At 64.5% G+C, this 25,628-nt stretch carries 28 protein-coding genes; 12 read left to right on the forward strand and 16 right to left on the reverse strand.

The genetic code is table 11. From position 1 onward, the window contains the following. Window positions 1–8: 8 nt before the first annotated feature. A complete protein-coding gene (locus FQP90_RS15605; RefSeq protein ID WP_208760025.1) occupies window positions 9–497 on the forward strand; it encodes a DUF5684 domain-containing protein in 489 nt (162 codons plus the stop codon). On the opposite strand, the gene FQP90_RS15610 is transcribed toward FQP90_RS15605, so the two are convergent. From FQP90_RS15610 to FQP90_RS15625, 4 genes are read right to left on the reverse strand one after another with little or no spacing between them, the layout of a single operon-like run. Continuing rightward, window positions 494–805, reverse strand: coding sequence for an AzlD domain-containing protein (locus FQP90_RS15610; protein ID WP_144651987.1), 312 nt, complete (start codon window positions 803–805; stop codon window positions 494–496). The genes FQP90_RS15605 and FQP90_RS15610 overlap by 4 nt on opposite strands. Continuing rightward, window positions 802–1,560: an AzlC family ABC transporter permease gene (locus FQP90_RS15615; protein ID WP_144651988.1), complete on the reverse strand. Its 759-nt coding sequence runs from the start codon at window positions 1,558–1,560 to the stop codon at window positions 802–804. Before FQP90_RS15615 ends, FQP90_RS15610 begins: the two co-directional genes overlap by 4 nt. Beyond that, window positions 1,557–1,991 carry a DoxX family protein gene (locus FQP90_RS15620; RefSeq protein WP_144651989.1) on the reverse strand — a complete coding sequence of 145 codons (435 nt, stop codon included), beginning with the start codon at window positions 1,989–1,991 and terminating at the stop codon, window positions 1,557–1,559. The genes FQP90_RS15615 and FQP90_RS15620 overlap by 4 nt, the downstream gene beginning before the upstream one ends. A 56-nt stretch (window positions 1,992–2,047) precedes the next feature. Then, window positions 2,048–2,935 carry a glycerophosphodiester phosphodiesterase gene (locus tag FQP90_RS15625; RefSeq protein WP_144651990.1) on the reverse strand — a complete coding sequence of 296 codons (888 nt, stop codon included), beginning with the start codon at window positions 2,933–2,935 and terminating at the stop codon, window positions 2,048–2,050. A gap of 50 nt (window positions 2,936–2,985) precedes the next feature. Between FQP90_RS15625 and FQP90_RS15630 the strand changes: the two genes are divergently transcribed. Further along, window positions 2,986–4,341 carry a DUF445 domain-containing protein gene (locus FQP90_RS15630; RefSeq protein WP_144651991.1) on the forward strand — a complete coding sequence of 452 codons (1,356 nt, stop codon included), beginning with the start codon at window positions 2,986–2,988 and terminating at the stop codon, window positions 4,339–4,341. Window positions 4,342–4,355: 14 nt separating this feature from the next. On the opposite strand, the gene FQP90_RS15635 is transcribed toward FQP90_RS15630, so the two are convergent. The 4 genes from FQP90_RS15635 to FQP90_RS15650 form a co-directional block, all read right to left on the reverse strand. Beyond that, window positions 4,356–5,540: a Fic family protein gene (locus FQP90_RS15635; protein ID WP_144651992.1), complete on the reverse strand. Its 1,185-nt coding sequence runs from the start codon at window positions 5,538–5,540 to the stop codon at window positions 4,356–4,358. A gap of 118 nt (window positions 5,541–5,658) precedes the next feature. Beyond that, window positions 5,659–6,435 (reverse strand): biotin-dependent carboxyltransferase family protein, encoded by a 777-nt coding sequence (locus tag FQP90_RS15640; protein WP_144651993.1) that lies wholly within the window; start codon window positions 6,433–6,435, stop codon window positions 5,659–5,661. A 21-nt stretch (window positions 6,436–6,456) separates the two neighbouring features. Continuing rightward, window positions 6,457–7,206, reverse strand: coding sequence for a LamB/YcsF family protein (locus tag FQP90_RS15645; protein ID WP_144651994.1), 750 nt, complete (start codon window positions 7,204–7,206; stop codon window positions 6,457–6,459). Next, window positions 7,190–8,026 (reverse strand): hypothetical protein, encoded by an 837-nt coding sequence (locus FQP90_RS15650; RefSeq protein ID WP_144651995.1) that lies wholly within the window; start codon window positions 8,024–8,026, stop codon window positions 7,190–7,192. Before FQP90_RS15650 ends, FQP90_RS15645 begins: the two co-directional genes overlap by 17 nt. 198 nt (window positions 8,027–8,224) lie before the next feature. On the opposite strand from FQP90_RS15650, the gene FQP90_RS23350 reads away from it, so the two are divergent. The 3 genes from FQP90_RS23350 to FQP90_RS15660 all read left to right on the forward strand — a co-directional run bounded on the left by FQP90_RS23350 (window position 8,225) and on the right by FQP90_RS15660 (window position 10,283). Then, entirely contained in the window at window positions 8,225–8,392 is a 168-nt protein-coding gene (locus FQP90_RS23350) for a hypothetical protein (RefSeq protein ID WP_167510503.1), read from the forward strand. 116 nt (window positions 8,393–8,508) lie between these two features. Beyond that, a complete protein-coding gene (locus tag FQP90_RS15655) occupies window positions 8,509–9,837 on the forward strand; it encodes an MFS transporter (RefSeq protein WP_144651996.1) in 1,329 nt (442 codons plus the stop codon). A gap of 38 nt (window positions 9,838–9,875) precedes the next feature. Further along, window positions 9,876–10,283: a DUF6855 family protein gene (locus FQP90_RS15660; RefSeq protein ID WP_144651997.1), complete on the forward strand. Its 408-nt coding sequence runs from the start codon at window positions 9,876–9,878 to the stop codon at window positions 10,281–10,283. Between the two features lie 7 nt (window positions 10,284–10,290). Here FQP90_RS15660 and FQP90_RS15665 read toward each other — a convergent pair whose 3' ends face one another. The 4 genes from FQP90_RS15665 to FQP90_RS15680 are packed head-to-tail and all read right to left on the reverse strand — an operon-like array spanning window position 10,291 to window position 14,360. Next, complete coding sequence (locus FQP90_RS15665; RefSeq protein WP_144651998.1) at window positions 10,291–11,277, reverse strand: LacI family DNA-binding transcriptional regulator; 987 nt, start codon at window positions 11,275–11,277, stop codon at window positions 10,291–10,293. 37 nt (window positions 11,278–11,314) lie between these two features. Further along, entirely contained in the window at window positions 11,315–12,940 is a 1,626-nt protein-coding gene (locus tag FQP90_RS15670; RefSeq protein ID WP_244296801.1) for an MFS transporter, read from the reverse strand. Continuing rightward, window positions 12,930–13,952, reverse strand: coding sequence for a glutaminase A (glsA, locus tag FQP90_RS15675; RefSeq protein WP_144651999.1), 1,023 nt, complete (start codon window positions 13,950–13,952; stop codon window positions 12,930–12,932). The genes FQP90_RS15670 and glsA overlap by 11 nt, the downstream gene beginning before the upstream one ends. Window positions 13,953–13,982: 30 nt before the next feature. Then, window positions 13,983–14,360 (reverse strand): META domain-containing protein, encoded by a 378-nt coding sequence (locus tag FQP90_RS15680; RefSeq protein WP_144652000.1) that lies wholly within the window; start codon window positions 14,358–14,360, stop codon window positions 13,983–13,985. Between the two features lie 435 nt (window positions 14,361–14,795). On the opposite strand from FQP90_RS15680, the gene FQP90_RS15685 reads away from it, so the two are divergent. The 3 genes from FQP90_RS15685 to FQP90_RS15695 all read left to right on the forward strand — a co-directional run bounded on the left by FQP90_RS15685 (window position 14,796) and on the right by FQP90_RS15695 (window position 16,991). Next, window positions 14,796–15,002, forward strand: a complete 207-nt coding sequence (locus tag FQP90_RS15685) for a hypothetical protein (protein WP_144652001.1) — start codon at window positions 14,796–14,798, stop codon at window positions 15,000–15,002. Between the two features lie 79 nt (window positions 15,003–15,081). Further along, window positions 15,082–16,200, forward strand: coding sequence for a Gfo/Idh/MocA family oxidoreductase (locus FQP90_RS15690; RefSeq protein ID WP_144652002.1), 1,119 nt, complete (start codon window positions 15,082–15,084; stop codon window positions 16,198–16,200). Beyond that, window positions 16,197–16,991, forward strand: coding sequence for a TIM barrel protein (locus FQP90_RS15695; protein ID WP_144652003.1), 795 nt, complete (start codon window positions 16,197–16,199; stop codon window positions 16,989–16,991). The genes FQP90_RS15690 and FQP90_RS15695 overlap by 4 nt, the downstream gene beginning before the upstream one ends. A gap of 57 nt (window positions 16,992–17,048) precedes the next feature. Here the strand turns inward: FQP90_RS15695 and FQP90_RS15700 are convergent, their stop codons facing one another. After that, the gene (locus tag FQP90_RS15700; protein ID WP_144652004.1) at window positions 17,049–18,059 is read right to left on the reverse strand and encodes a Gfo/Idh/MocA family oxidoreductase; all 1,011 of its coding nucleotides are present in this window, start codon (window positions 18,057–18,059) and stop codon (window positions 17,049–17,051) included. 2 nt (window positions 18,060–18,061) lie between these two features. After that, the gene (locus FQP90_RS15705; protein WP_144652005.1) at window positions 18,062–19,258 is read right to left on the reverse strand and encodes a Gfo/Idh/MocA family protein; all 1,197 of its coding nucleotides are present in this window, start codon (window positions 19,256–19,258) and stop codon (window positions 18,062–18,064) included. Between the two features lie 122 nt (window positions 19,259–19,380). Here FQP90_RS15705 and FQP90_RS15710 point away from each other — a divergent pair, with 122 nt between their 5' ends. After that, the gene (locus FQP90_RS15710; protein ID WP_144652006.1) at window positions 19,381–20,400 is read left to right on the forward strand and encodes a LacI family DNA-binding transcriptional regulator; all 1,020 of its coding nucleotides are present in this window, start codon (window positions 19,381–19,383) and stop codon (window positions 20,398–20,400) included. Here the strand turns inward: FQP90_RS15710 and FQP90_RS15715 are convergent. Beyond that, on the reverse strand, window positions 20,397–21,281 hold the full coding sequence (locus FQP90_RS15715) for an EamA family transporter (RefSeq protein WP_144652007.1): 885 nt from the start codon (window positions 21,279–21,281) through the stop codon (window positions 20,397–20,399). The genes FQP90_RS15710 and FQP90_RS15715 overlap by 4 nt on opposite strands. Window positions 21,282–21,366: 85 nt before the next feature. On the opposite strand from FQP90_RS15715, the gene FQP90_RS15720 reads away from it, so the two are divergent. Continuing rightward, window positions 21,367–22,218, forward strand: coding sequence for a LysR family transcriptional regulator (locus FQP90_RS15720; RefSeq protein WP_144652008.1), 852 nt, complete (start codon window positions 21,367–21,369; stop codon window positions 22,216–22,218). A 23-nt stretch (window positions 22,219–22,241) separates the two neighbouring features. Beyond that, the gene (locus tag FQP90_RS15725) at window positions 22,242–22,739 is read left to right on the forward strand and encodes a hypothetical protein (protein ID WP_144652009.1); all 498 of its coding nucleotides are present in this window, start codon (window positions 22,242–22,244) and stop codon (window positions 22,737–22,739) included. 101 nt (window positions 22,740–22,840) lie between these two features. On the opposite strand, the gene ilvD is transcribed toward FQP90_RS15725, so the two are convergent. After that, window positions 22,841–24,703: a dihydroxy-acid dehydratase gene (gene ilvD / locus FQP90_RS15730; protein WP_144652010.1), complete on the reverse strand. Its 1,863-nt coding sequence runs from the start codon at window positions 24,701–24,703 to the stop codon at window positions 22,841–22,843. 86 nt (window positions 24,704–24,789) lie between these two features. Here ilvD and FQP90_RS15735 point away from each other — a divergent pair, with 86 nt between their 5' ends. Beyond that, complete coding sequence (locus FQP90_RS15735) at window positions 24,790–25,617, forward strand: helix-turn-helix transcriptional regulator (RefSeq protein WP_144652011.1); 828 nt, start codon at window positions 24,790–24,792, stop codon at window positions 25,615–25,617. The last annotated feature ends 11 nt before the right edge of the window (window positions 25,618–25,628 follow it).

The following is a 25,628-nucleotide window of genomic DNA, read 5'->3' on the forward strand; positions in this document are numbered from 1 at the left end:
TCGACCGTATGAATATTCCCTTGAGCTCATACTCTTCCAGCGGCGCCGAGTCCGCTGCTACGGCCGGCCTGGTCCTGCTCTTCATGCTGATCTATTTCGCCGTGATCTTTGCGATTGTTGGTGTGCTGTACATGGGAATCTTCACCAAGGCAGGCCGTCCCGCCTGGGGCGCCTTCGTACCGGTCTACAACGGCATCAAACTCCTGGAGATCGCAGGCCGCCCCTGGTACTGGTTCCTGCTGTTCTTCATTCCGTTTGCGGGGATCTACTTCAGCATCGTCTCGCTGAACGACCTCGCCAAATCATTTGGCAAGGATGCGGGCTACACGGTTGGCTTGGTCCTGCTGCCTGTCGTCTTCGTGCCGATGCTGTCCTACGGCTCCGCGCAGTACCTCGGACCCGCTGCGGGGCGGCAATTCGTGGCCTACCCGCCGTCGTACCCGCAAGGTTACGCCCAGCCGCCGGTCCAGCAGCCCAACGGTCAGCAGTACCGCTAGCCCCAACCCAGCAGCCGCAGCAATGCTGCGGCTGCTGCGCCCGAAATCACTACCACCAGGAACGGCGCCCGAAGCCACAGCGCGACGGCGGCTGCCACCAGCGCGCCGATGCGGGCGTCGAGAACCAAGCCCTGCCCCGACGCAACCGCGTTTACCACCGTCAAGGACGCCAGCAACCCGATGGTCATGGTGCCGGCGACGTGCATGATCCGGGGACTCTCCAACAGCTTGGCGGGGACAAAATAGCCCACAAGCTTGGTGGCGTAGGCCAATGCGCACGCGATGAGGATCCACAGCCAGAGATTCATTTCCTGCCTCCGTCGTGATGCTTGTGCTTCTCGGCATAGGGGTCCAGGTCCGGCTCCAGCCCTTCGTCCATGCGTGCGTGGCTGAACCAACCGATGACACCTGCCACCACTGCCGCCACCAGGATAGGGACTCCTGACGGGACGAACGGTACGGCCAGGATGGTGGCCAACGCGCAGGCCGCTGCAATGGCCCAGGGTTCGCGTCCCTTCAGGCGGGGCCACAATAAGGCCAGGAACGCTGCAACGGCGGCTCCGTCCAAACCCCACTGTTTTGGATCTCCCATGGCGTCACCAGCCAGTGCGCCGATCGCCGTGAAAATATTCCACAAAATGAATATGCCAATGCCGGCCGTCCAGAACCCGCGGCGCTGTTCGTCGGGGTCGGACTGGCCGGACGCCGTCGCCGTCGACTCGTCGATAGTGACATGGGCCGAGACGTAACGCTTCCAGCCGCCGGGACGCAACATGGCATTGATCTGCATGCCGTAAATGCCGTTGCGCAAACCCAGCAGTGCACTGGCTGTCATGGCCGCCACGCCGGATCCGCCGCCCGCGACGACGCCGATGAAGGCGAACTGCGATCCACCGCTGAACAGCAACAGGCTCAGGACCATGGTCTGCCAGAAATCGAATCCCGACGCCACGGAGAGCGCACCGAAAGACACCCCGTAGAGGCCGGTGGCAATGCTCAGGGACAGGGCAACTTTGAACGCCGGTGAGTCCCGCAGCTTCATGGGAACAGCACTGCTGCTCATTTCCGCAGGCTCCACGACCAGAGGATCAGGGGGATCTGCAGCGGCAGGCGAAGAGTGTGGATGCGTCGCTCGGTTGCGGTGCCTTTGGGCCCATAGGCCCGGCGAATCGCATCAATATGCCCCGCAAGGAATGCAGCGAACATCGCCGTGGTCGCGTCCGCGGCTACCTTGCGCGTGGCAGGAATCAGAAGCCCGACGGCGGCAGTCACCTCAAGCAGGCCCGACGATGCGACCCATTCCTCACGGGACATAACTGCCAGGGGACCGTTTGGGCGACTCCCCGGCTCATCCTTGCGGCACAGGTAGTCCGGCACAACGGGGTAGTAGAACTTGGGCGTACGGAAGTGCTTCGCGGCGCTGGCCAAGAGCAACGCGCTCAAAGCTACTGCGGAGGTGGTGCGGGTTGCTTGGGCTGACCAGCGAAATGACATGAGACAACTCAATCACAAGCGGGGTGGCCCCCAAAGTTCGTCCAATCCGAGTGAAGCTAGTTGGACACCATCAGCTGGGCAAGGACCTGCGCCGGCTTGTTGGTGGTGATCTCGTGGATCCCCAGGCCTTGGCACAGGGCAACATCCTTCTCCGAGTCCACGGTCCACACCCGGAAAATCCGGCCGGCCTCCAACCAACGCTGGACGTTCCTGGCGTGTTCACGGACGTAGTCGATGCCAGGACCGGCGATGCCTACCTGGCCCTCGTCCAGGACCCTCTCGGCATCCTGCTGTGTCGCCCTCATGACGTTGGCTACTGCCCCACCCGTCAGGAAGCCCAAACCAAGTTCCTGGCGGATCTCCTGGACCGTGAAATCGTCCACCAGCTGGCAGAGATGTTGCCCGGGAACGGACTGAAGCAGGCGCTGGACGGAGTCTGAGTCGAAGCTCATGAAAGAGATCTGGATGTTCTCCAGCCGTGATTCCTCCGGCGTCCAGCCCTCCGCTTCGAGCAACGCCAACACCCTGTCCTCAAGTTTTAGGCCGTAGGGGCTGGGGTGCTTGAGCTCAATGGCCAGGCCGATCCCGCGTCCGGCTCCACGCAGGATGTCCAGCAGTTCCGGCAGCGTCAGGAACTGGTCTGCCACTCCCCCGTAGGCTTCCGGGATGCGTGCTCCCTTCCATGAGGAGAAGTCCAAAGCCCGGAGCTCCTCCAAGGTGTGCTCCGCGACTGGTCCGGTGCCGGTGGACGTCCTGTCAAGGTTGGCATCGTGCAGCAGGACCACATGTTGGTCCCGGGTCAGGTGGACGTCGCACTCCACGCCGTCGGCACCGTCCGCGAGTGCCTTCAAGTAGGCCGCACGGGTGTGCTCGGCGAAGGCTGCGCTGGCGCCACGGTGGGCATAGACCTTGGGCCGGCTTGGGGCGAAGTCGTCGCTAGTCATGCAGACACGGTAGCCCACCTCGCTGTCCTAACGGGGGCTACGCTGGGCTAATGCAGGTGAACTCTGAACAAATCCCAACCGAAGACGTCACCAAGCCCACTAAGCCGGCAACAGCGGCAGGTTCCGCCCCAGCACGCGGCCGTTCCGCCGTCGTCGAACTTTCCCCTGGCGACTTGGAGAAGGCGGCCGCGCTGCAACGCATGAAGCGGTTGGCACTGGCACTCCTGATCACCATGGCCGTGATCTTCACGGTCGCTTTCGCGTTCCAGAAGCAGTACCCCTGGCTTGAATATGTTCGGGCTGCGGCCGAAGGCGGCATGGTGGGCGCGCTGGCCGACTGGTTTGCCGTCACCGCCCTGTTCAAGTACCCCATGGGCCTGAAGATCCCGCATACCGCCATCATCCCGCGGCGCAAGGACCAGATCGGCGAATCCCTCAGCGACTTCGTGGAAAGCAACTTCCTGTCCCAGGAGGTGGTGCAGGAGAAGTTGGCCAGCATCGACATCGCCCGCAAGGCCGGCACCTGGCTGTCAGCTCCGGGCGGCGCTGAACGCGTTGCCAAGGAGGGCGGCGCGGTGATCCGCGGTGCGTTCACGGTCCTTAATGACGACGACGTACAGGCCGTCATCGAGGGCATGGTCCGCAAGCACCTGCTCACCCCGCCGTGGGGACCGCCGGTTGGTCGCATGGCTGAACGGATCTTCGCCGATGGTCACCACCACAAACTCGTGGACCTGCTGGTTGACCGTGCTGCGGACTGGGTGGACGCCAACCATGCCACGGTGAACCGGCTTGTCTCGGACCGGTCGCCTCTGTGGGTGCCCACCTTCGTGGATGGCCTGGTGGGAGACCGGGTCTACGTGGAGCTCTCAAAGTTCGTGCGTGCGGTGCAAGCCGATCAGAACCACCAAGTTCGGCAGTCGATCGACGCCTACCTCACGGACCTGGCTCAGGACCTACAGCATGATCCGGCGATGATCGAGCGTGCCGAGGCCATCAAGTCGCAGATCCTGGGCGACCCCGAGGTCCGCGAACTCGCCTCCCGCACCTGGGGAACGGTGAAAACTGCCCTGCTCAACGCCGTCGACGATCCCGACAGCGACTTGAGTCTCCGCTTCAAGAGCGCCGTCCGAGATTTCGGGGCGCGACTGGTCAACGACGCGGAACTCGCCGGCAAGGTCAACGCCTGGATAGGCGATGCTGCCGGATACCTGGTGAATACGTATCGATCGGACATCGCCGGCGTTATCTCGGACACCGTGGCACGTTGGGACGCCGAGGAGACGTCGCAGAAGATCGAGCTGCAGGTGGGCAAGGACCTCCAGTACATCCGGATCAACGGAACCGTGGTGGGTGCGCTGGCCGGTCTGGCCATCTTCACGGTGGCGCACCTGCTGTTTGGGTAGGGCGGGGCTGCACGTCAATGGCGGATGCGGCGTCCTGCCCGGGCAGCGAAGTCGTCCAGAGCCGTGATGATGTCGCCCGCAATCCACACGCTGACACCGCGTACCTTTCCGGCAGGCGTGAGGATGCCGACACCCGCCAGTCGTTGCACCACACGGTACGCCGTTGCCGTTGAGACCCCCGTGTACTCAGCCGCCATCTCCGCTGTGATGGCCGGTTCCCGAGGCAGGAGCTCCACGAGTCTCAGCACCGACTCCCGGGCTGCCCCAACCTTGGACCGATAGTCCAACTGGGCGGCCGTGATGTCCTCCACGAGGATTCGGCCGTAGTCCACAGCCAGCATCGCGGACTCAGCGAACAACTCCACAATGGGCAGGATGTCACCTCCACGATAGGCGCCCAAGGCATCGAAATACCGGCGCGTGTCCGTCAGGAGTCCTGAGGAAACGGGGATGGTGACGTTCGCCGTGACTCCCTTGGCTCGGAGCATCGCACTGACAATCGCCCGGCCTGTCCGTCCGTTGCCGTCGGCAAAGGGATGGATGGTCTCGAACTGTGCGTGCGCCACTGCTGCCTGTGCCAGGGCCGGAATGTCATCCCGTTGCATGAACTCCACCAGATCTGCCATGGCGCCCGTGACGCGATCGTGATGGGGTGGCACAAACTCTGCGGAGTGCGGCGAGTTCCCGCGGATCCAGACCTGGGAGTTCCGGTATTCGCCGGCAATGACTTGGTCCGAAGTGGACAGAAGTGTGTGGTGCAGCGTTCCAACGTTGTCCACGCTCAGGTCCTCGGACAGATTGATGGCAGCCTGCATCGCCTCTACGTTGGACGCAATGAGGGAGGCGTTGGTGCTGCTGCGGTCACCCAGTTGGGCCAACACGATTTTCCGGGCCCCGGCAGTGAGGTTCTCGATCTGCGAGCTCGATGCCGATTCACTGCGCAGCAGCAAGGCAGCAAAGGGAGTTGAGTCCTGCCCTAATTCGGCGTCAAATCGGACCATTTCCACGGTGGCTGTCTCAACCAACGATTGCGCCCGGGAATCGATCACGGGGTCAAGGGTGGCGATGCGGGCCGGTATGGCAGCCTCGTAAGGCCCTCGGGCCAGCAGCCGTTGCCGCCTGGACACGCCTGCGCCAGGCTCTGCTGACCAGGGGCGCTCCTCATAGCCAATCGGCGGCCACCCGGTTTGCGTACTCATGGCGCTCCTCGCGAGAAAGGTAATACCCCTATCTTCTTACAAACGAACGTTCATGAGAAGATGCGGAGGAATCATTCTCATAGAGAGCATTTGGTGAGAAAATCGCCTCACGCTCTTCTCAGCCCAGCAGATGCACCATCTGCCCCGGCCTCGCTTGGCCAATCAGGTCCACGTCTTCGTCGCGCACCACCGCGATGACCGGCGACACCGCAGTTTCCGGATGTCCGGCCAAGGCGATGACGGGAAGGCCCGACGGCGGCAACAAGACCGACCCCGTTGCCAAAGGTTGTGGCTGGGGTGCTGGAGTCGACGTCACCTCGAGGGGCCTGCCCACCAACCGTGCGCCAACACGGTCCGACTCGGGCGAGAGAATCCATGGTTCCGTGGTCAACCGAAGCCAAGTGCCGGCGTCGTCATTCCGAGCCTGTGGACCTCGGGTTACGCGGGCTACCACGGGCCGTACCGGGTCGACGGCGCGCCGTGCTGGTGCATGCTCGGACGGATCCCCGTGACTTTGTGGCTTTCCGAAGGTGAGGTTGGAACCGGAGCGCAAGGGCTCGTCCGGAGCAAGAATCCCACCGTGGACTGCCACGTAGTACCGAACTCCGAACAACGCCGGACCAAACTCCAGCACCGCCCCAGGAGCCACCCGGACGGCCTTGTTCATCGCCAACTCCGAGCCGTTAATGGTGACGAGGCCTTCGGCGCCGGTGACGGCAACAGCCGTTCCCTTCACGAAGCGCAGCTTCAAGCCACCCACCAAAACCTCCAGGCCAGCCGCGGACTCCGGGTTGCCCAGCAAGGCATTGGCCAAGTGCATGGACGCGCGATCCAGGACTTGGTCAGGACTCAGCACAAGGCTCAAGGACCCCGAATCCACCACAACAGCACCCATCAGGAACTCCTCTACAAGGAACTACGCGAACGCCTCGATCTGCACGCCGGCCCGCTCAAGACCTTGGCGAACAGCAGCAGCCATCTCCACGGCCCCGGGCGTATCGCCATGGATGCACAAGGAATCGGCCTGAACCGGAACCACTGATCCATCCACGGCCACTACTTCCTTCAGCGTTGCCAAGCGCACGGCCTGGGCCACAACCGCGGCGGGGTCGTGCAGGACGGCGCCCTCCTGGGTGCGGGGAACCAGCGTGCCGTCCGGCCGGTAGGCCCGGTCCACGAACGCTTCGCGGAACACCGGGTGTCCGGATTCCTCGGCCAATGTCAGCCATGACGAACCCGGGAGACCAAGCACGGGCAGCCCGGGATCGTAAGCGTGGACGGCAGCCACCACGGCCTCGGCTTGCTCGGCGTCGTGGACGATCCTGTTGTAGAGCGCACCGTGCGGCTTCACGTAATCCACGGAAGCTCCCACGGCGTGGGCCATGCCGTCGAGTGCGCCCAATTGATACAGCACGTCCCCGAAAAGTTCGTCGAACGTCATGTCCAACGAGCGCCGGCCAAAGCCGGCCAGGTCCCGGTACCCCACGTGGGCACCGACCCGGACGTCCAGTTCGAATGCCGCGCGGCAGCTGTCCAGCATGGTGAGCGGATCTCCGGCGTGGAAGCCGCAGGCCACGTTGGCACTGCTCACGATGCGGAACATCGAGGCGTCGTCGCCCATGGTCCACGAGCCGAAGGACTCTCCCAGGTCAGCGTTCAGGTCCACTGTTACCGCCTTCCAGCGTCGTGTTTTCGGGTGCCACCTCGGCAGTGACAACGTTCTTTGGGGCGCTCGGGAGCAGTTCGCCCGGCAGGGTATCAGGCAGCGGACCGAAGGCTTCCTTGGCGGTGGACACCACGGCGCGGCCCATCATCAGGTTGCCGGCACCACCCACCACGGCGCCCACGCCAAAGGGCAGCGCGCGGCCCAGGAATGCGGTTCCTTGCCGTTTCACGAGGTTCTTGAGGAATGCGCGCTGGATGGAGTCCCGAATAACGCCGAAACCACTTCCGGGGATCTTTTTGGTGAGGGTGCGGCCCCATGCGTTGGTGACGCCCTTGCCTCGCCCGAGCGATTGCCCACTCAGGGCACCCAACATGGACGTGCCTTCTTCGCCCAGCATGATGGCCATGACCATGGTTTGGGCACGCACAGGATCGGTGAGCCGGATGCCGTGGAGTTCCGCCAAGGACGACGCATACAACGCGGTGGTCTCCAGGAAGCCGACGGTCGCAAGGGCGGAAAGTCCCAGCGACGCCGCGGTTCCAATACCCGGCACGACGGCGGTTGCACCTACGGCCGCGCCCCCACCGGAGATGGCCAGCAGATAGTGGCGCTCCAGTTTGGCGGCAAGCTGCGCCGGGGTGTCATGGGGGTGCTTGCGTTGCAGCCTGCGAAGGTTGGCCAGGACCAAAGGGCGCTGGACTTCCACGGCCTTCAGCAGCACATTGTGCACGCCGGGCTTGGTGTTGCCTTGGTCATCGAACACAGCATTGTGGGCTGTTTCCTGGGCGATCTTCACCGCCGGGTTGGGGCGCTTGGGCATCTTCACCTCTCCTTGGCAGTTAGTCGTTGAAACGGGGAACTGCTGGGTTCAGCCTATGTCACGCCCCCGTAGTGCGAGGCCCGTTGTTCTCCGTATGTGGACAGGATTCCGCGCAGAGCGGACCTCACAACAGACCCCACCCGGCGTAGACTGGGGTCATTCACGGAAGCAGTCCAGCAAGGACAGGAAGTATCCGTAATGAAGGCGACAGACAAGACCGAACATGCCATCCGGCACCACACCGATGCTCCGGCGGAGGGTGAGACGGAAGGCTGGGTTTCGCACGATACCGGCATTCACAGCCAGGACCCGGCGGAAGGTCCGGACATCGACGACGACGACGCACCGCCGTCGGGCGCCTCATAACTTAGGTTCCTCCCGCCCTTCGTTTCCGCCACACGGGCGGCCTCGGCGGCCCCCACGGCCCAAGCGCGCACAGGCTCGCCCTCCACAGCACCCGCAGCCAGGCTTAGGCTAGTGAAATGGCCGCTTTGAGGGCGCTGCGTCCCTTTGCGCACCGGGAATTCCGGGTGTTGATTTCCGCACTGTCCATCTCGATCTTCGGGTCCGGAATGTGGGCTGTGGCGATGGTCTATGAGGTGATCCACCTTGGCGGCGGTCCGCTCGAATTATCGCTGGTGGCCACTGCGGCCAGCATCGGTTTGGTGGGATTCGTGCTGGCCGGCGGCATCGCGGCCGACAGGCTCCCGCAGCGACTCCTGATCATCGCAGTGGAGGGTGCCAACCTTGCGGTCATCGCCTCCGTCACCGCGCTGGCCATGTTCAATGTGCTGGAACTGTGGCACTTGGCGATCGGTGCTTTCGTGCTGGGCGTCGGCCAAGCTTTCTTCTTTCCGGCGTACTCCGCGATCCTGCCCAGGATCCTCCCTGCCGACGATCTCTTGGCGGCGAACGGCCTGGAAGGAACAGTCCGGCCGGTTTTGCAGCAGGCGGCCGGCCCCGCCCTGGCGGGGATCCTGGTGGCGGCATTGTCCCCGGCATATGCTGTCGCTGGAGTCGCCGTCTGCCATTTGCTGGCCTTCGGGATCGTGAACTTCCTGAGCCGCCAAACGCTGGCCCCGGACTCTGTCGATTCGGACTCTGCCGGCTCGGACTCTGTCGGCTCGGACGCGGAACCAGCCACATCATCCCTGTTCAAGGACCTCCGCGAAGGCTTCAGCTACACCATCCGTACGCCGTGGCTCCTGTGGACCCTGATCTGGGCCTGCCTGTCCGTGCTGTTCCTCATCGGACCCATCGAAGTCCTGCTTCCCTTCGTTGTCCAGGACCAGCTGGGGGGCGACTCGAGGATGTTCGGTTTCCTGCTGGCCATCATGGGCGTAGGCAGTGCCATAGCCGCGCTGGCGACGGCGTCCTTTCGCCTCCCCCGCCGCTACCTGACTGTGATGGTGGTGACATGGGGTTTGGGGAGCCTGCCGGTTGCCGCCATTGGTTTCATGGACAGCTTCTGGATGCTCGGCGTTGCCATGCTCATCTTCGGAGTCACTGAGGGGGTGGGCACAGTCATCTGGGGCACGTTGCTGCAACGACGAGTGCCCAGGCATCTGTTGGGCAGGATTTCCAGCCTGGACTTCTTTGTTTCCCTGGCATTGATGCCGGTGTCCATGGCCCTGGCCGGGCCCCTTGCCGAGGTGGTTCCCATCTGGCTCATCTTCTTCATCGGTGGTTTGGCCTGCCCCATCATGGCCTTCGTGGCTCTCTTCGCTGCTCGCATGATGACTGACGAGATCCAGAACCCGCTGAGTTCTGGCGCCACGGAATCTGCAGACGCAGAGCCGGGCACTGTGTAGCGTACAGGTCATCAGCCATCAGCAGGAAGGACACACCCATGGCCGCGGGAACCAAGGACGATCCCTGGCAGCTCACCACTCCCCCAGGAACGTCGGACTACACCATGTACAAGGACCAGGCCGCGGATCTGCCCACCCTTGTGTGCCAGGTGGGCTCCACCAAATTGCTCTACCAACTCCGTGCCATTGAGGATCTGCACGCCTGGCTCTTGGAGCAGGGCGACTGGGTCCCGCTCGGCGCCGCGGATGAAGGCAAGGACGCTGCCGACGGCACCGTGGAAGCGTGGGGCCGCAGCGAGGACAACCCGGTGGGCGGTTGGTACGGGCTCCGCAAGGGCTACCGTGGCCGGTTCGGCATGTATATGCCGCCGCTGCTGGAGGCCCTGGGCTTGGCCGAGCTCACGCACGAAAAGCGGAACAACAGCATGCGGGGAATTCCGCAGTAGCCCGGCGTCAGGCGGACGCCGGCCCTGTGGTGCGGCGAGCGACAAGGTGCGGTGTCCGCACCAGGTGCGCGGCCGACGTCGAGCCTTCCAACCGGTCGACGGCGCGGTCCACTGCGGCGCGCGCAAGAAGCGGTGCGTCCTGGCTGATGGACGACAACTGGACATAACTGAGGCGGGCGAACTGGCTGTCGTCGTAGCCCAGGACGGACACGTCCTCCGGCACGCGAAGGCCCGCGGCCCGGAAGCTCTCCCAGACGCCCAGCGCGCAGCGGTCGTTGAAAGCCACGACGGCGGTGGGCAGCTCGGCTTGCAGCTCGTGCCCGGCGCGCAAACCGTCTTCTTCCGTGGGACCACCGGAGATCACCCGCGCGTCCAAGCCGTGGCGGACCATCTCCTCACGGAAAGCTGCCCTGCGTTGCGGGCCGGAGACGGTTTCTCCGCCGTCCACGTGGGCGATCCGCCGGTGGCCCAGCGATGTGAGGTGCTCGATCGCGATGCGGATACCGGCGTGATCGTCGCTGCTCACGGAGTCCAGGGTGTCTCCCACGTCGTCGCGGAGGAGGCTTACAACGGGCAACCGTGCGGCGTAGGCCGCCAACTCCTGCTCTCCGAGGGTTGGGGAGATCATGATCAGGGCCTCGCAGCCGAGGTCCAGCAGCGACTCAACGGCCCGCTCTTCCGGCCGGCCCTTGGCCACTGCGCTGAGCGCGATATCGTAGCCGCGCAATGTGGCCCCGGCGTAGGCGGCGTCGACTATTTCGGCGTGAAAAGCATGGGCTGTGGAGAAGCTGACGCCCAGAAGCCGAGTTCGGCTGCTTCGGAGGAGTCGGGCCCGGCTGTCCGGTCTGTAGCCCAGCGTCCGGGCGGCTTCCCGCACCTTGAGCCTCGTGGCATCGGATGCGCCCGGAGCATCCCGCATGACGATGGAAACGAGGGCACGGGAGACACCAGCGGCTTCCGCCACGTCCATCAGCGTGGGCCGTTTCCCGGTCATGGCTCTCCTCTGCTCGGGAGCCAGTCTATAGAACGATCTACCTGTCCGAGGGGTCCGGGATCTCATGCGGCCGGTACTTGGGCAGCCGGGTCGCCGGGAGGATAGCGACGGCGCTCACGCCCGCCAGGATCAGGAGGCCGGTCTTCAGCGCCCTCAACCGGGCGTCAGTGTTAATGGCGACGGCGGTCTCCACCTGGGCTTCTGTGGCGTCAGTGTCGTTGAGGACTGCGCGGAGGTTGTCATTGCTCACGAAGTTGACGTTGTCCAGGTTCACCTGCTGCCTGAGCGACTCCGGGAGGTCCACGTTGTTCATCACAGCCTGGCCCACGTTGAGGCTGAGGATGGTCACCAGCAACGCGCCGGCAAGTGCCGTGCCCACGGCCGAGGCGAGGTTCTGGGTGGTTCCGCGGATCGATCCAACATCGCCGGCCAACTCCTTGGGGGCGGCGGTGACCAGGACGTTGAAAACCAAAGTAACCAAGGCGCCCTGCCCAACACCGAACACGAAGAGACCCAGGATGGTTGGCAGGGTCTCCCAGTTGTTGTTCACCACCAGGGCGAGCCACGCCAGGGCGGCCGTCGTGAGGATGAACGAGAAAACTGCGATGGTCCGCGGGCTGTAGCGCTTGTAGAACCGGACCACCAAGGTGGCCGTGATGAACACCGTCAGGTTGAACGGCATCATGGCCAATGACGTGTCGAATGGGGTGCGGCCTTGGACGATCTGAATGTACAGCGGAACAGTGAAGTTCAGCGCGGCCTCCAGGGACACCACAATGAACATGGCGTAGACGGCGGCCCGTTCACGGGAGGAGCCCAACACCGCCAGGCTCACCAACGGCACCTTGCCGTCCTTGGTCCTTTTCCGTGTCCACATGAAGAACGCCTGGCCCAGGACCACGCCGATCAGGATCAGCAGCGGCGCGGGCGATACTCCGAGCACATCGAACGGCGCACCTTCGGTGGCAGCGAGCGGGCCCCAGGCGTTGAGGTTGTTGAAACCGATCGTGAGCGAGACGATGCCGCCACCGATGAGGGCGGCAGCAACGACGTCGATCTTTACCTCCGGGTTCCCGCGATCAGAGCGGAGCTTGAAGCTGAAGCCAAACACCGCCACGGCCAGCGCCAAGACGATTCCGAAGACCGGCCGCCAACCCACCAAAGTCCCCAGGGTTCCACCGATGAGGAAGGCGCTCACTCCGGACAGCGCCCGGGCCGAACCGAGCGACCCGATGGCAGTGGCCTGCTGGCTGCCGTGATAGTTCTCCGCGATCAACGCCACCAACGAGGGGACGATGATGGCAGCAGAGGCACCCGCAAATGCTTGGGCCGCAATGGCCCAGCCCACCGTCGGCGCGAAAATCATCATCAACGCCGATGCTGCGAAGAGTGCCACGACTACCCGGAAGATGACCACCCAGCCGATGCGTTGCCCGAGCTTGGCACCGACCATGACCAGCGCGGCCACCACCAAGCCGTAGGTGACGATGACCGTGCTGACGGTAGTGGGCGGAACACCGAAATCCTGGACCATTCCACCCAGGGAGACCGGCAGGGCTGCGACGTTGAAGGACATGAGCACCTGGGCGAGAAACAATCCAACCATCGGGATCCAGGAGGCCCGCTGCTCCACGGCTGAAATGGGCGCTGTACTAGTGGACATTCGTGGACCTTTCGCTGGGTGCGTAGGCTTGGGAAGCGAAGATGTTCAGGCCCAGGACCCGGGATAGATAGGCGGTGGCCTGCTGCCCGCGGACGCTGTTTCCTGCAGGGTCGAGGCGTGGCGAGAATGCTCCGATCCCGGCCTTGCCGGGCGAGACGGTGAGGAGTCCGCCTGAGACGCCGGATTTCCCGGGCAACCCGATCTCGAACAACCATTCTCCGGACCGTTCATACAGTCCATTGGCGGCCAGGATCGCCAGGGTGTCCCGGCAGACCTCGGCTGAAACAACGCTCTGACCGGTGACGGGGTTGACACCGCCGTCGGCCAGGGTGGCGCCCATGATGGCAAGGTCACGCGCACTGACACGCAACGAACATTGCTTGGTGTAGACGTCCACTGCCTCCAGCGGGTCCCGGTTGATCCTGCCGTAACTTTCCAGGAGGCGGGCTATGGCGCGGTTGCGGGTGTTGGTGGCTGCCTCGGACCGATAGACCTCTTGGTCCAGTTCCAATTCACGGCCGGCAAAGGCGGACAAGCCTTTGCGGATGGCATTCCATTGCTCATCCGGCGTAGCACCGGGCATGAGCGCCGTGGTGGCCAAGGCGCCCGCGTTCACCATGGGATTCATGGGGTGGCCGTCGTTGAGCTCTATGGCAATTACAGAGTTGAATGCCAACCCGGTGTTGTTCACGCCCACAAGGTCAGCCACGGCGGCATGTCCGAATTCTTCGCAGACCAGCGCGTAGACGAAAGCTTTGGAGATGGACTGGATGGAAAACTCCACGTCCGCGTCCCCGGCAAGGTGTACTCCGCCGTCCACCTCCACCACGCAGACTCCGAACAGCTCCGGGTCGGCTTGGGCCAGGACCGGAATGTAGTCGGCCACGGCACCGTCCTGGCATGCGCGGTTCCTCGTGTGGGAGGCGACCACCAGCGAGTCCACCTGTTCCCAGCCCGGCAGTGACCCTGTTGAAACGGACTGTTCCACGCCCTCGACGTTCGAATCCAACACTAAACCCCCAATAATGCCGTTTCCGCGCGGTTATTTGCCGGAATTGAGTGTGCCGATCTGGCTTCCATCCTGACCAAACACCGCCAACTTGCCGTCCTCCTGGATCTTGGCGGTGGCTGCGTTGGAAAGCCATGTGTCCACGCCTTCACACGCCATGCGTGAGGACGCGAAACCACCAAAGGTTATGGTTTTGGCATCCTCCTTCCACGAGCCGATCAGCCTGTTGCAACCGTCAGTTCCAGTGGCGTTGCCGTCAGCCTTGAGATCGAGGGAGGGCTGCTTGGTGTCGCTGGTGTCACCCCACACGCCGACGAAAGGACTGCTTGACCCCGCACAGCCCGCCAAGAGGGCAACGGCCACGAAAGCAGCAGCAACAACGCGGAAAGTACGTGGCTGAGTCGGCACCATGCGGTCAGTCTAGGTTCGCCTCGGCGCAAATCACCAGAGTTTTGGACCGGTTGTTCACCGAATCGTGCGGCCGGTCGCGACTCAGACGACCGACCGCACTAGCCCGGTCTACGCAGCGACGGCGCCCCGGGTGGGCCCCAGAACCCACCACACCCGCCGCTGCTAACTCCGTCGATGGACCGCAGCGCAGCCGAAAAGGGCAACGGCGCAGGAAGCAGTTCAACGACATGGGCACTGGATATGTACTCTGACCCGCGGAAACGTGACGCAGTGTTGTGAAGAATTTTTTGATGCAGCCATCCTTCATATGGCAACGAAGGATATGGCAACGAAGGCTCAGGGCCTGAACCCAAGCAATAAACAACGACACCTTCTGCTTCTTCCGCGCACTCATAGGTCGAGCCGAAATCAACTGTTGAGCCACAGGAGCACCATGTGACGTCCCTTGCCAGTTTTGCCACCCCAGCGCTTCTTTCGCTGACGGAGGCCCCCGATATCCATCTCCTATTGATGGCCGGCCTGGTCCTGTTCGCAGGCCTTGTTGCGGCGGGAACCATCTTCCTACTCCTTTTGCTCGGGCCGATTCTCACGGTGGCACTGGGCTGCAGAGCCCCCGGTTCCCGTCGACGCCGCCGCGATTAGAACGATCTAGACGTGGACCACCCGATCATGCGAGCATTGTGCTACTAGAACGATCTAGAAGCGTGAATCGAGGAGCCCCATGACATACCTTCACCACCCGGTCACCGAGGACCGGCCTGTCCGCATCGCGGTGATCGGCGCGGGCTGGATCGGCAAATTCCATGCCGAATCCATCGCGCTCCGTATCCCCACTGCACGAGTGGAAGCCATCGCCGATCCTGTACTGCCAGCCCTCGAAGCACTCGCTGACAAGCTCGGAGTCACCAAGATCAGCACGGACATTGCGGATGTCCTGGCTGACCCAGACGTCGATGCCGTGCTCATCGCAACTCCCCTGCGGTTCCACTCCGAGCTGATCACCTCGGCGGCGAAGGCCGGCAAGGACATCTTCTGCGAGAAGCCCGGCGGACGAACCGTGGAGGAACTGGACGCTGCCATCGCCGCAGCGGAAGAGGCCGGCGTCGTGCTTCGCTTCGGTTTCAACCGCCGCTACTCCGCCGACTTCGCCGCCGCACGGAAGCTGATCAATGACGGCGCCATCGGCGTACCGCAACTGCTCCGCTCCCTCACCCGCGACCCCGGAACGGAAGACGGCATCAACAACCCCGAGCGCATCGCCCCGGGCACCATTTTCCTGGAAACACTGATCCACGATTTCGATACCCTCAACTGGCTCAACCCGGGCGCGGTCCCCGTCAAGGTCCATGCCGTGGCGGACGCGCTGGTGGCCCCGGAGGCCAAAGCGGGCGGACTCCTGGATACGGCGGTTGTCACTGTCACCTACAGCAACGGTGCCATCGCGGTGGCCGAAGCCAACTTCAACGCCCTCTACGGCTACGACGTCCGCGGCGAGGTCTTCGGCTCAGCAGGCATGGTCACCGCCGGCGGCCCGCAGGCTACCAACGCCACGAGCTACACCGCGGCCGGTATCGGCTCGGACACCACCCGACTGAACATCGACCTCTTCCGCGACGCCTATACGGCTGAACTCGCCCACTTTGCGGACGACGTTGCCGCTCGCCGCGGTACGCAAAGGGAACGCACGACGACGAGCAACTCACCTTCCGCTGTGGCAGCGCCGGGTGGGGTAGACGCGCGCAACGCGTTGGCAGTGGCCCTGGCTGCGTTCAAATCCTCGGAAAGTGGCCTGCCGGTTGAGGTGTCCGAGGTAGCTGACTTGCAGGCGGCAGGAGCATGAGCTTCCGCCTGGCCGTTTGCGCCGAAATGGTCTATGGGGAGCTGCCCTTGATCGACCGCGTGCGTCGGATCCACGAGCAAGGCTTCGAGGTTGAACTCTGGGACACCCGGGGCCGGGACATCTCGGCACTCGCAGCAACCGGCGCCACCTTCTCCTCCATGAGCGGGTACTTCGGCGGCAGCGTGATCGATCCCGCCACTGCCCACGAGGTGCTGGCCTCGGCGGAGAAGCTGATCCCCACGGCGCTGGAGCTGGGGGTCGAGCGGATGGTGGTCCATCCTGCGGAACTCGGCGAGGGCGGGCGGGCTGTGCAGCCCACCCATCGCTCCACGGGTGAGATGTGGCTGACCGGCCTGCGGACCCTGGAGGGCCTGGCCGGCTTGGGCGAAAAACACGGCATTACGTTCGCGCTGGAAAACCTGAACACCATCCTCGACCACCCCGGTATTCCCCTGGCTCGCGCCAAGGACACCCTCGCCCTGGTCCAGGCCGTCAACCATCCCCATGTGAAGATGATGCTGGACCTCTATCACGCACAAATCGGCGAAGGGAACCTGATCGAGCTTGTCCGGGCAGCCCAACCGTTCACGGGCGAGATCCAAGTGGCCGACGTCCCCGGACGCTTCGAGCCGGGCACCGGTGAGATCAACTATCCGGGCATCGCCAGGGCACTCCGGGACGCCGGGTACACCGGCGTAATCGGCCTGGAAGCGGGCGCGGTGGGCGGCCAGAGCATCGAAGCGGGAGACAACGCCTTGGCGGCCTTCCGCGCCGCGTTCTCTCCCAACTGAGTCGCAGTAGTGCGCGTTCTGACCATTCATAACGCGCACTACTGCCACGTACTTGGGTCAGTACTTGATGGGCTCCATGCGCCCGGAGCGAAGGGAGAGCACCGCGGCTTCCGCGATGGCTTGGGCTTTCAGGCCATCCTCCAGCGAAGGAGCAGGGGGCGTACCGCCCTCCAAAGAACCGCCATCCACGCAGGCAACGAAAGACGCGAGTGCTGCCGCGTACGTTGGCTGCACTCGTTCGAACCAGCCCGGGTGCAGACCGTCATCCACCACGGATTCCCCGCTGTAGCGCGAGACAGCACCATTGCGATGCCGCCGGGCTTCCACCATCCCCTCGGATCCCATGACCTCGATACGTTCGTCATACCCATACCCGGTGCGGCGCACGGAATCGATCTGGACCAAAGCACCTCCAGGCAGCCGCAGGGTGACCGCGGAGGTGTCAACGTCGTCGTACTTCACGATGTTGGGCTCCGCCAGGGCCGAGCCTGCGGCGAAGACCTCCACCGGATCCAATCCTGAAAGCCAGCGCGCGAGGTCGAAGAAGTGCACGGCCTGGTCACGCATCTGGCCGCCGGACGTCGCAACGTAGGACAGCGGCGGCATGGACGGACCCCGCGAGGTGAGCTGGATCAGCTCCACCTTGCCGATCCCGCCGGAATCCACCACGCGCTTGAGTTCGGCATAGTCGCGATCGAAGCGCCGGTTGAAGTCCACCATCACGGGAACCCCACTCTCCTGTGCAAACGCGGCAACCTCGCGGGCACGGTCCAAGTCCAGGTCGATCGGTTTCTCGCAGAGGACAGCGATCCCGGCCGCGGCCGCCCGACGCAGGTGCGCGGCATGGGTATCCGTTGACGAGGCGATAAAGAGGGCGTCAATCGCCGAGGCATCAAACACCTCTTCCAGGGTGCTGGCCACAGCTGCGCCATGAGCGGCGGCGATCGTCTGCGCGCGCTGTGAGTCGACGTCGTAAACGAGGCGGAATTCGATGCCTGGGTTGGCCGCGAGGTTGGTGGCGTGGACGGAACCGATGAAGCCGGCTCCAATGAGGGCGAAACGGAGCATGGTCAGACTGCTGCTTTCTCGACGCGGGACGGGGCAAAGGAGGCCGGGACTTTCCAGGCGGAGTCGTCATAGTGCGACGCAGCGACGGCTTCGACGAATTGGACGCCGATCAGGCCGTCGATTCCCGTAGGGAAGGACAACTCCCGCTCCGGCATCGCGGTGCCGTCGCGGCGTGCGCGGAGTACTTCGGCGAGGTCGGAGTAGAAGTTGGCGAAGGCCTCGAGGAAGCCCTCCGGATGACCGAGGCCGACGCGCGTCAGGCGGGAGGCGTCGTGGTGCAGTGTGCTGAGCCCTTGCGAAAGAACGGTAGTGGCACCGGCCAGGTCCTGGACTTTGAGGTGGTGCGGATCCTCGTGCCGCCATTCAAGGCTGCCCTTTTCGCCGTAGACGCGGATGCGGAGCCCGTGGTTGTGGCCGGTGGCGGCCATACTGGCCCAGACGCGGGCGGGCACCGAGCCGGTGAGTTCCAGTTCCACCGTGGCGTGGTCGAAGACGCGCCTCCCAGGCACCAGGGTCTGCAGACGGCCGGAAAGGCGCTCGGCTTCCAGGCCCGTGATGGCGCGGAGCAGGTGCAAGGCATGCGTTCCCAGGTCACCCACCACACTGGGGAACCCGGCGATATCTGGATTCGTGCGCCACTTCGCCTGCTTGTGGCCCAGCTCTTCCAGGGGCGTCGCCGCCCAGCCGGAGGCATGCTCGACGTCGACAAACCGGACGGCGCCCAGCTCACCATTGCGGACCATTCGGGCAGCTTGGCGAACCATCGCGTAGGACGGATAGCAGTGCGGCACCGCCAGGACAACATCATTGGCAGTGGCGATGCGCACCAGTTCAGCTGCGGTTTCCGAATCCTGCGTCAGCGGCTTCTCGCACACCACGGAGATCCCGGCTTCCAGGAAGGTACGCGCGATCTCGAAGTGGCTGTCATTGGGCGTTGCCACCGTCACCACGTCCACGCCATCTTCACGAGCGGCCTCGGCGGAGGCCATCTCACGGTAATCCGTGTAGCTGCGTTCTTGCGGCACGCCGAGTCCGGCCGCGATGTCGCGGGACGCAAGCGCGTCGCGGCCGAAGACTCCGGCCTGGAGTTCGTACTGGTCATCCAGCCGCATGGCGTAGCGGTGCGACTTGCCAACATCGGCGCCAGCCCCGCCGCCCACCATCCCGGCGATCAGCCGCCGGCTATTCGGTGCACTCATGAAGATCCTCTTTGACTCTCTTTGGAATTTACTTGGACCGGTCCATAATGGCTAGGAGAGGGGCAGCGCGTCAACCCCTCTAAGCTTGGATGGAATCGCCCGGACCGAAAGGAGACGCCGCCATGACCGACGCGCCCGCGTCCGGCCCCAAACCGACCATCCGTGATGTCGCCAGCGCCGCCGGCGTCTCAAAATCCTTGGTCTCCCTCGTCTTACAGGGCTCCGCCAACGTCAGCGATAGCCGTCGTCGTGCCGTCCTGGAGGCAATGGAGCACTTGGGCTACCGGCCCAACCGCCTGGCGCAGCGGCTTTCCGGCACCCGCAGCGGAACCATCGGCGTGGTACTCAATGACATCCGGAATCCGTGGTTCGTGGAGCTGCTCGAAGGGCTGACGGCGTCCCTCCACGCAGCAGGCGTCTCCCCGGTCCTCGCTGACGCGTACACAGACCAGCGCGTGGGCCGCAGTTCCGTGGAAACCCTGCTGGAGCAGAGGATCGATGGCTTGGTAGTGGTCGGCACCACCAACGAGTCCGCAGCCATCGAAAACGCCGCCCGAAGCCTCCCCGTGGTCCTGGCCGGAACCCGCGAACCTGCCCTTCCCGGCGTCGACATCGTAGTCAATGACGACGACGCCGGTGCGCGCCAGGCGACAGAACATTTGCTGCAGTTGGGGCACCGCCGGGTGGCCCACCTGCAGGGCCCGGGTGAGGTGGGGAAATTGCGGCGGTTGTCCTTTGAACGGACAATGCGCGACGCCGGGCTGGAACCCACGGTGGTAGCCGGCGGAGTGAGCGAGGAAAGCGCCTACAGCGCGGCCAGCCGGCTCCTTGCCGCCCCGGCCAGGCCCACGGCCATCTTCGCGTACAACGACATCGCCTGCATCGGCGCGCTGTCGGCGGCCGATGACCTCGGCCTCTCAGTGCCCCAAGACCTGTCCTTGGTGGGCTACGACAACACCTATCTGGCCAAGATCCGACACCTGTCCCTGACCTCCGTGGACAACGGAAACCTGGCCGTCGGCGTCGAGGCGGGCAAATTCATTCTGGAACGGCTCACCACTCCCAGCCTGCCTGCGCGGCTCCACCAGGTTCCGTCGCAGCTTCAGGTCCGGGGGTCAACGGGGCACGTCCCCTCTCCCTAGCCCTGCTTCCCGCCGCGTCCCCTGACCAGCAGCACGCCGACGTTCGCGGCAACGATCAGTCCGATCCCCGCCCACTGCCCCACGGCCAGTTCCTCATGCAGGGCCACGGCACCGATGATGGCGGCGAATACCGGGTTGATGCTCATGAGCACGCCGAACAGGTTCGCCGGGACCCGTCGCAGCGCAATCAAGTCCGCCACGTACGGCAACACCGAGGCGAGGATGCCCGCACCCACCGCGCACAGGACCGCGAAGCCATCCACTGGCTGGCTGATGAAGACCACGACGGCGACCGGCAGGAACAGCGCCGCCGACACCCCTGCTGCGGCTGCGGTCCCTTGGATCCCCTGGATGCGTCGTCCCACCGTTCGGTTCAGGAGAATGTAGGCGGCCCAACTGCAAGCGGCGATCAACCCCAAGCCAATGCCCACGAAGTCCATGGATGCTTCCGGCTGCGTAATCGCGACGACGCCGACAGCCGCGGCCACGGCACAGAGGGCACTGCTCTTCCGGCGGGAGCTGATCAGCGCCACAGCCAGAGGGCCGAGGAACTCCAGGGGCACGGCGAGCCCGAGTCCGATCCTTTGGATCGACGCGTAGAGGCCCAGGTTCATGGTGCCGAATGAGACCGCCAACAGCAGCACCGGCCACCACTGCGCCCAGCTGAGATCCCTGAGCCTGGGCCGGACCATGGGCAGCAGGACCACGGCGGCAACCAACTGACGGACCGCCACTACGCCAACCGGTCCCAGCACAGGGAAGGCCAGGGATCCTGTGGCTGCACCGAGCTGGTTGGAGAGGGCACTCGCCACGAGGGTGGCGGCCCCGCCTGCCTTACCCTGCGGTTGCGTGGAACCGCTCACTGGAATGGACTCGATCATGCTGAAATTCTGCGCGCGTCCAACTCTTACGCTAAATGCATGGACGCTGCTATTTATACGCTCTGCGCATGAATAAGATGACCGCATGGACGTTGAACTGAGGCAGCTGCGATGCTTGGCCGCCGTGGTGGACGAGGGCACCTTTACCGACGCCGCCATCGAGCTCCGAATGTCCCAGGCGGCAGTGTCCCGAAACATCGCCGCACTGGAGCGAACACTGGGAGTTCGACTGGTGGAGCGCACCACTCGCAGCGTTGCGCTGACTCCTTCCGGCGAGCGCGCCCTGACCAAGGCCCGCAGGATCCTGGCACTCCTGACCGATCTGGAACGGGACGCCAAGGCCGGCACCGGCAAGGTCAGGATCGGCTACGCGTGGTCCGCATTGGGTGAGCACACCACCGAGTTCCAGCGTCAGTGGGCAGCAGCCTTCCCCAGCGTGGAACTGCAGCTGATCCGCTCCAACTCCCCTACCGCGGGCCTCACCGACGGGACCACCGACTTCGCCATCCTTCGCCGCCTCCCGCAAGCTGCCGCCGTCGAACATGTCCGCGTAGGCGAGGAAAAGCGGTACTGCGCCATGGCTTCGGACGATCTTTTGGCATCGAGGAGGTCGGTGACGCTCGCCCAGATCGCGGCGAAGCCGGTGGCCATGGACCTCCGGACGGGCAGCACCACGCTGGAGCTTTGGCCCGAGGATGGCCGGCCGCCGCAGGTTGTCCCCATCCAGGACGTGGACGATTGGCTGACGGTGATCGGCAGCGGTGCAGCGCGGGGCATTACGGCCGGGTCCACGGCTCACCAGTATCGACGGCGGGGCGTCACCTACCGCCCGGTCCGGGACGCGCCCCCGGTGCCGGTATTTGCCGCGTGGGCGAAGAAGGATCCGCCACAGGAACGTGAGCGGATTGTGGAGCTGCTGATGGGGTTGTACCGCTAGCGGCTGCCCACTACCTTGGGCACATGGAATCGGCGCTGGCCTCGTGGGGCGAGTTCAACGTGGCGATCGCCGGGGCGGGTGCGGCGCTGGGAGGGCTCCTGATCGTGGCCCTCTCCGTCAACATCAAGCAGATCGCGGAGTCGCGCGGCCTTGCGGCGCGCGCGGGGGCCGCCATTTCGGCGCTCATCCTGGGTGTGGTCCTGGCCTGCGCAGCGCTCATCCCGAGCCAGGAGCTGTGGGCCTTTGGTATCGAAGTCCTGGTGGGGACGCTGGCAGGCGGGGTGATCGCCTTCCTTGCCGCCCGCGCCATTGTTCAGGATGACACCCCGGGCCATCCCCACCGCTGGGACGCCCAACACATCGTGTCATTCGTGATCCCGCTGGTGATCTACGCCATGGGTGGCGTGCTGCTGGTCCTGTCCGTGCCGGTCGGACTGGTGGTGGTAGCACTGGGGACCATCGTCGCGTTGATCGGTGCAGTGGTGTTCTCCTGGGTGGCCCTCGTGGAGATCCTGCGCTGACCTTCGCCGGAACGGATCCCGGCGCACAAAAGCCGCCCACCGCCGTCGTGCGTTCAGATGAAGCACGACGACGGCAGGCGGCATATGCGCGGAACGGCGCCTTAGAGGTTTTCCACCAGCGAGACGTCGCGTACGGCGCCCTTGTCCGCGGACAGAGCCATGGCGGCGTAGGCGCGCAGGGCCGGGGACACCTGGCGGTCGCGGTTCTTGGGCTTGTACCCACCGTTGACCTCGAGCTTTTCGCGGCGTTCGGCGAGGATCTCATCGGAAACATTCAACTGGAGGGAGCGCTGGGTGATATCGATGCTGATGATGTCACCGTTTTCCACCAAGGCGATGGCTCCGCCGGAGGCAGCCTCCGGGGAAATGTGCCCGATCGACAGGCCGGAGGTACCGCCGGAGAAGCGGCCGTCCGTGATGAGGGCGCACTTCTTGCCCAAGCCGCGGCCCTTGAGGAAGCTCGTTGGGTACAGCATTTCCTGCATGCCCGGGCCACCCCTGGGGCCTTCGTAGCGGATGACCACCACGTCGCCTTCCTTGATGGTCTTGTTCAGGATCATTTCCACGGCTTCGTCCTGCGACTCGCACACTACGGCGGGCCCCTCGAAGGTCCAGATGGACTCGTCGACTCCGGCGGTCTTCACCACAGCGCCGTCCACTGCCACGTTGCCGCGCAGCACAGCGAGGCCACCGTCCTTGGAAAACGCGTGCTCCACGGAACGGATGCAGCCGCCCTCTGCGTCGGTGTCCAGGGAGGTCCACTGGTTCGACTGCGAGAACGCGGTGGAGGAACGGACGCCGCCGGGGGCCGCGTGCCACAGCGCCTGCGCTTCCTCGGTTGCTTTGCCACCGCGGATGTCCCAGTCGTCCAGCCAGCCGTCCAGGTCCGTGGAGTGCACGGAGTGGACGTTCTTGTGCAGGAGGCCGCCGCGGTTCAACTCACCCAGCAGGGCGGGGATGCCACCGGCGCGGTGTACATCCTCCATGTAGTAGGTCTTGTTTCCGGCGACGTTCGGGGCCACCTTGGCCAGGCAGGGCACCTGGCGGGACTTGGTGTCCATCTCGGCCAGTCCGTACTCCACGCCGGCTTCCTGGGCTGCAGCCAGCAGGTGGAGGATGGTGTTGGTGGAGCCACCCATGGAGATGTCCAGGGCCATGGCGTTGTCAAAGGCCTCAGCGGTGGCAATGGAGCGCGGCAGCACGGAGTCGTCGTCGCCGTCGTAATAGCGCTTCACCAGCTCGACGACGGTGGCGCCGGCCTTTTCATACAGCGCCTTGCGGGCGGTGTGGGTGGCGAGCACGGAGCCGTTGCCCGGCAGGGCCAGGCCGATGGCTTCGGCGAGGCAGTTCATGGAGTTGGCGGTGAACATGCCCGAGCAGGAACCGCAGGTGGGGCAGGCGTTCTCTTCGATGAGGTTGATGTCCTCGTCGGAGATGGATTCGTCCACGGCGTCGGCAATGGCGTTCACCAGGTCCAGGGAGCGCACGGACCCGTCGGTCAGGGTCACGCGGCCGGCCTCCATGGGGCCGCCGGACACGAAGACAACCGGAATGTTCAGGCGCAGCGCGGCCATGAGCATGCCGGGAGTGATCTTGTCGCAGTTGGAGATGCAGACCAAGGCGTCGGCGCAGTGTGCGTTGACCATGTACTCGACGGAGTCGGCGATCAGGTCGCGGGACGGCAGGGAGTAGAGCATGCCGGAGTGGCCCATGGCGATGCCGTCGTCCACGGCGATGGTGTTGAATTCGCGGGGAACAGCACCGGCGGCGAGGATCGCGTCGGAGACGATCCGGCCCACGGGGGCAAGGTGGGTGTGGCCGGGGACGAATTCCGTGAAGGAGTTGGCGACGGCGATGATCGGCTTGCCGATGTCCGTGTTGGCGACGCCGGAGGCGCGCAGCAGTGCGCGGGCGCCGGCCATGTTGCGGCCATGGGTGACTGTTCGTGAGCGTAGTGCAGGCATGATTACCATCCTGCTGTGTCTGTGCATGGCGTGGAAGACGGCGCTGCTACTAGTAGTGAAAGTACCAGAGTAATAGTGTTGTCAGAGTGAAAGATGAAAGACGCAAGGAGTTGGGTCTCTACCTCAGGACCCGCCGCACCCAAGCCCTGCGATCGGACTACGGGCTGCCGCCTGTAGGCCGTAGCCGCGAGCGCGGCCTCCGCCGGGAAGAGATCGCTTTCCTCTCCGGAGTCAGCGTTACCTGGTACACCTGGCTCGAGCAGGGCAGGGATATCAGCCCCTCACGGCAGGTCCTGGAATCCATTGCCCGCGCTCTGCATCTCTCCGACACCGGGCTGAGCTATGTGCTGTCCCTGGGCGGTTACTCGTCCGCCCCGCCCAAGGGCCCCGTGGCCGCCGATGCTCCCGCCCACGTCCAGCGCCTGCTCGAGGCACTCGACCCCAACCCCTCCTACGCATTGTCCCCCGACTGGGGCATTGCCGGTTGGAATCGCGCCTATGAGGCGCTGTACCCCAACATCGGCACCTTCGACGCCTCGGACCGGAACCTCCTCTGGCTCGTGTTCACCGATCCCTACATCCGCGATCTGCTCCCCGACTGGGACGTCACCAGCAAACGGTTCCTTGCCGAATTCAGGGCGGAGACGGGGCAGCGACTGGGAGATCCGGACGTCGAATACCAAGTGGAGCGGCTCAAGGAAGCCAGCCCGGAATTCCAGGAAAGCTGGGAGCGCTACGACATCCTGGGCTTCGAGTCCCGCGAGCGCCAGTTCCACCACCCCGCCGTTGGCGTGCTGCACCTCGAGCACCATCAGGTGTCGCCGTCGGACCGGCCGGACCTTCACATCGTGGTCTACACTCCGGCGCCCGGCAGTGATGCGGGTGCACAGATGCAGCGGTTGCTGGGGATCTGACGTCAACGGGT

The organism is Paenarthrobacter nitroguajacolicus, assembly GCF_007786235.1.
Classification (GTDB): domain Bacteria; phylum Actinomycetota; class Actinomycetes; order Actinomycetales; family Micrococcaceae; genus Arthrobacter; species Arthrobacter nitroguajacolicus_A.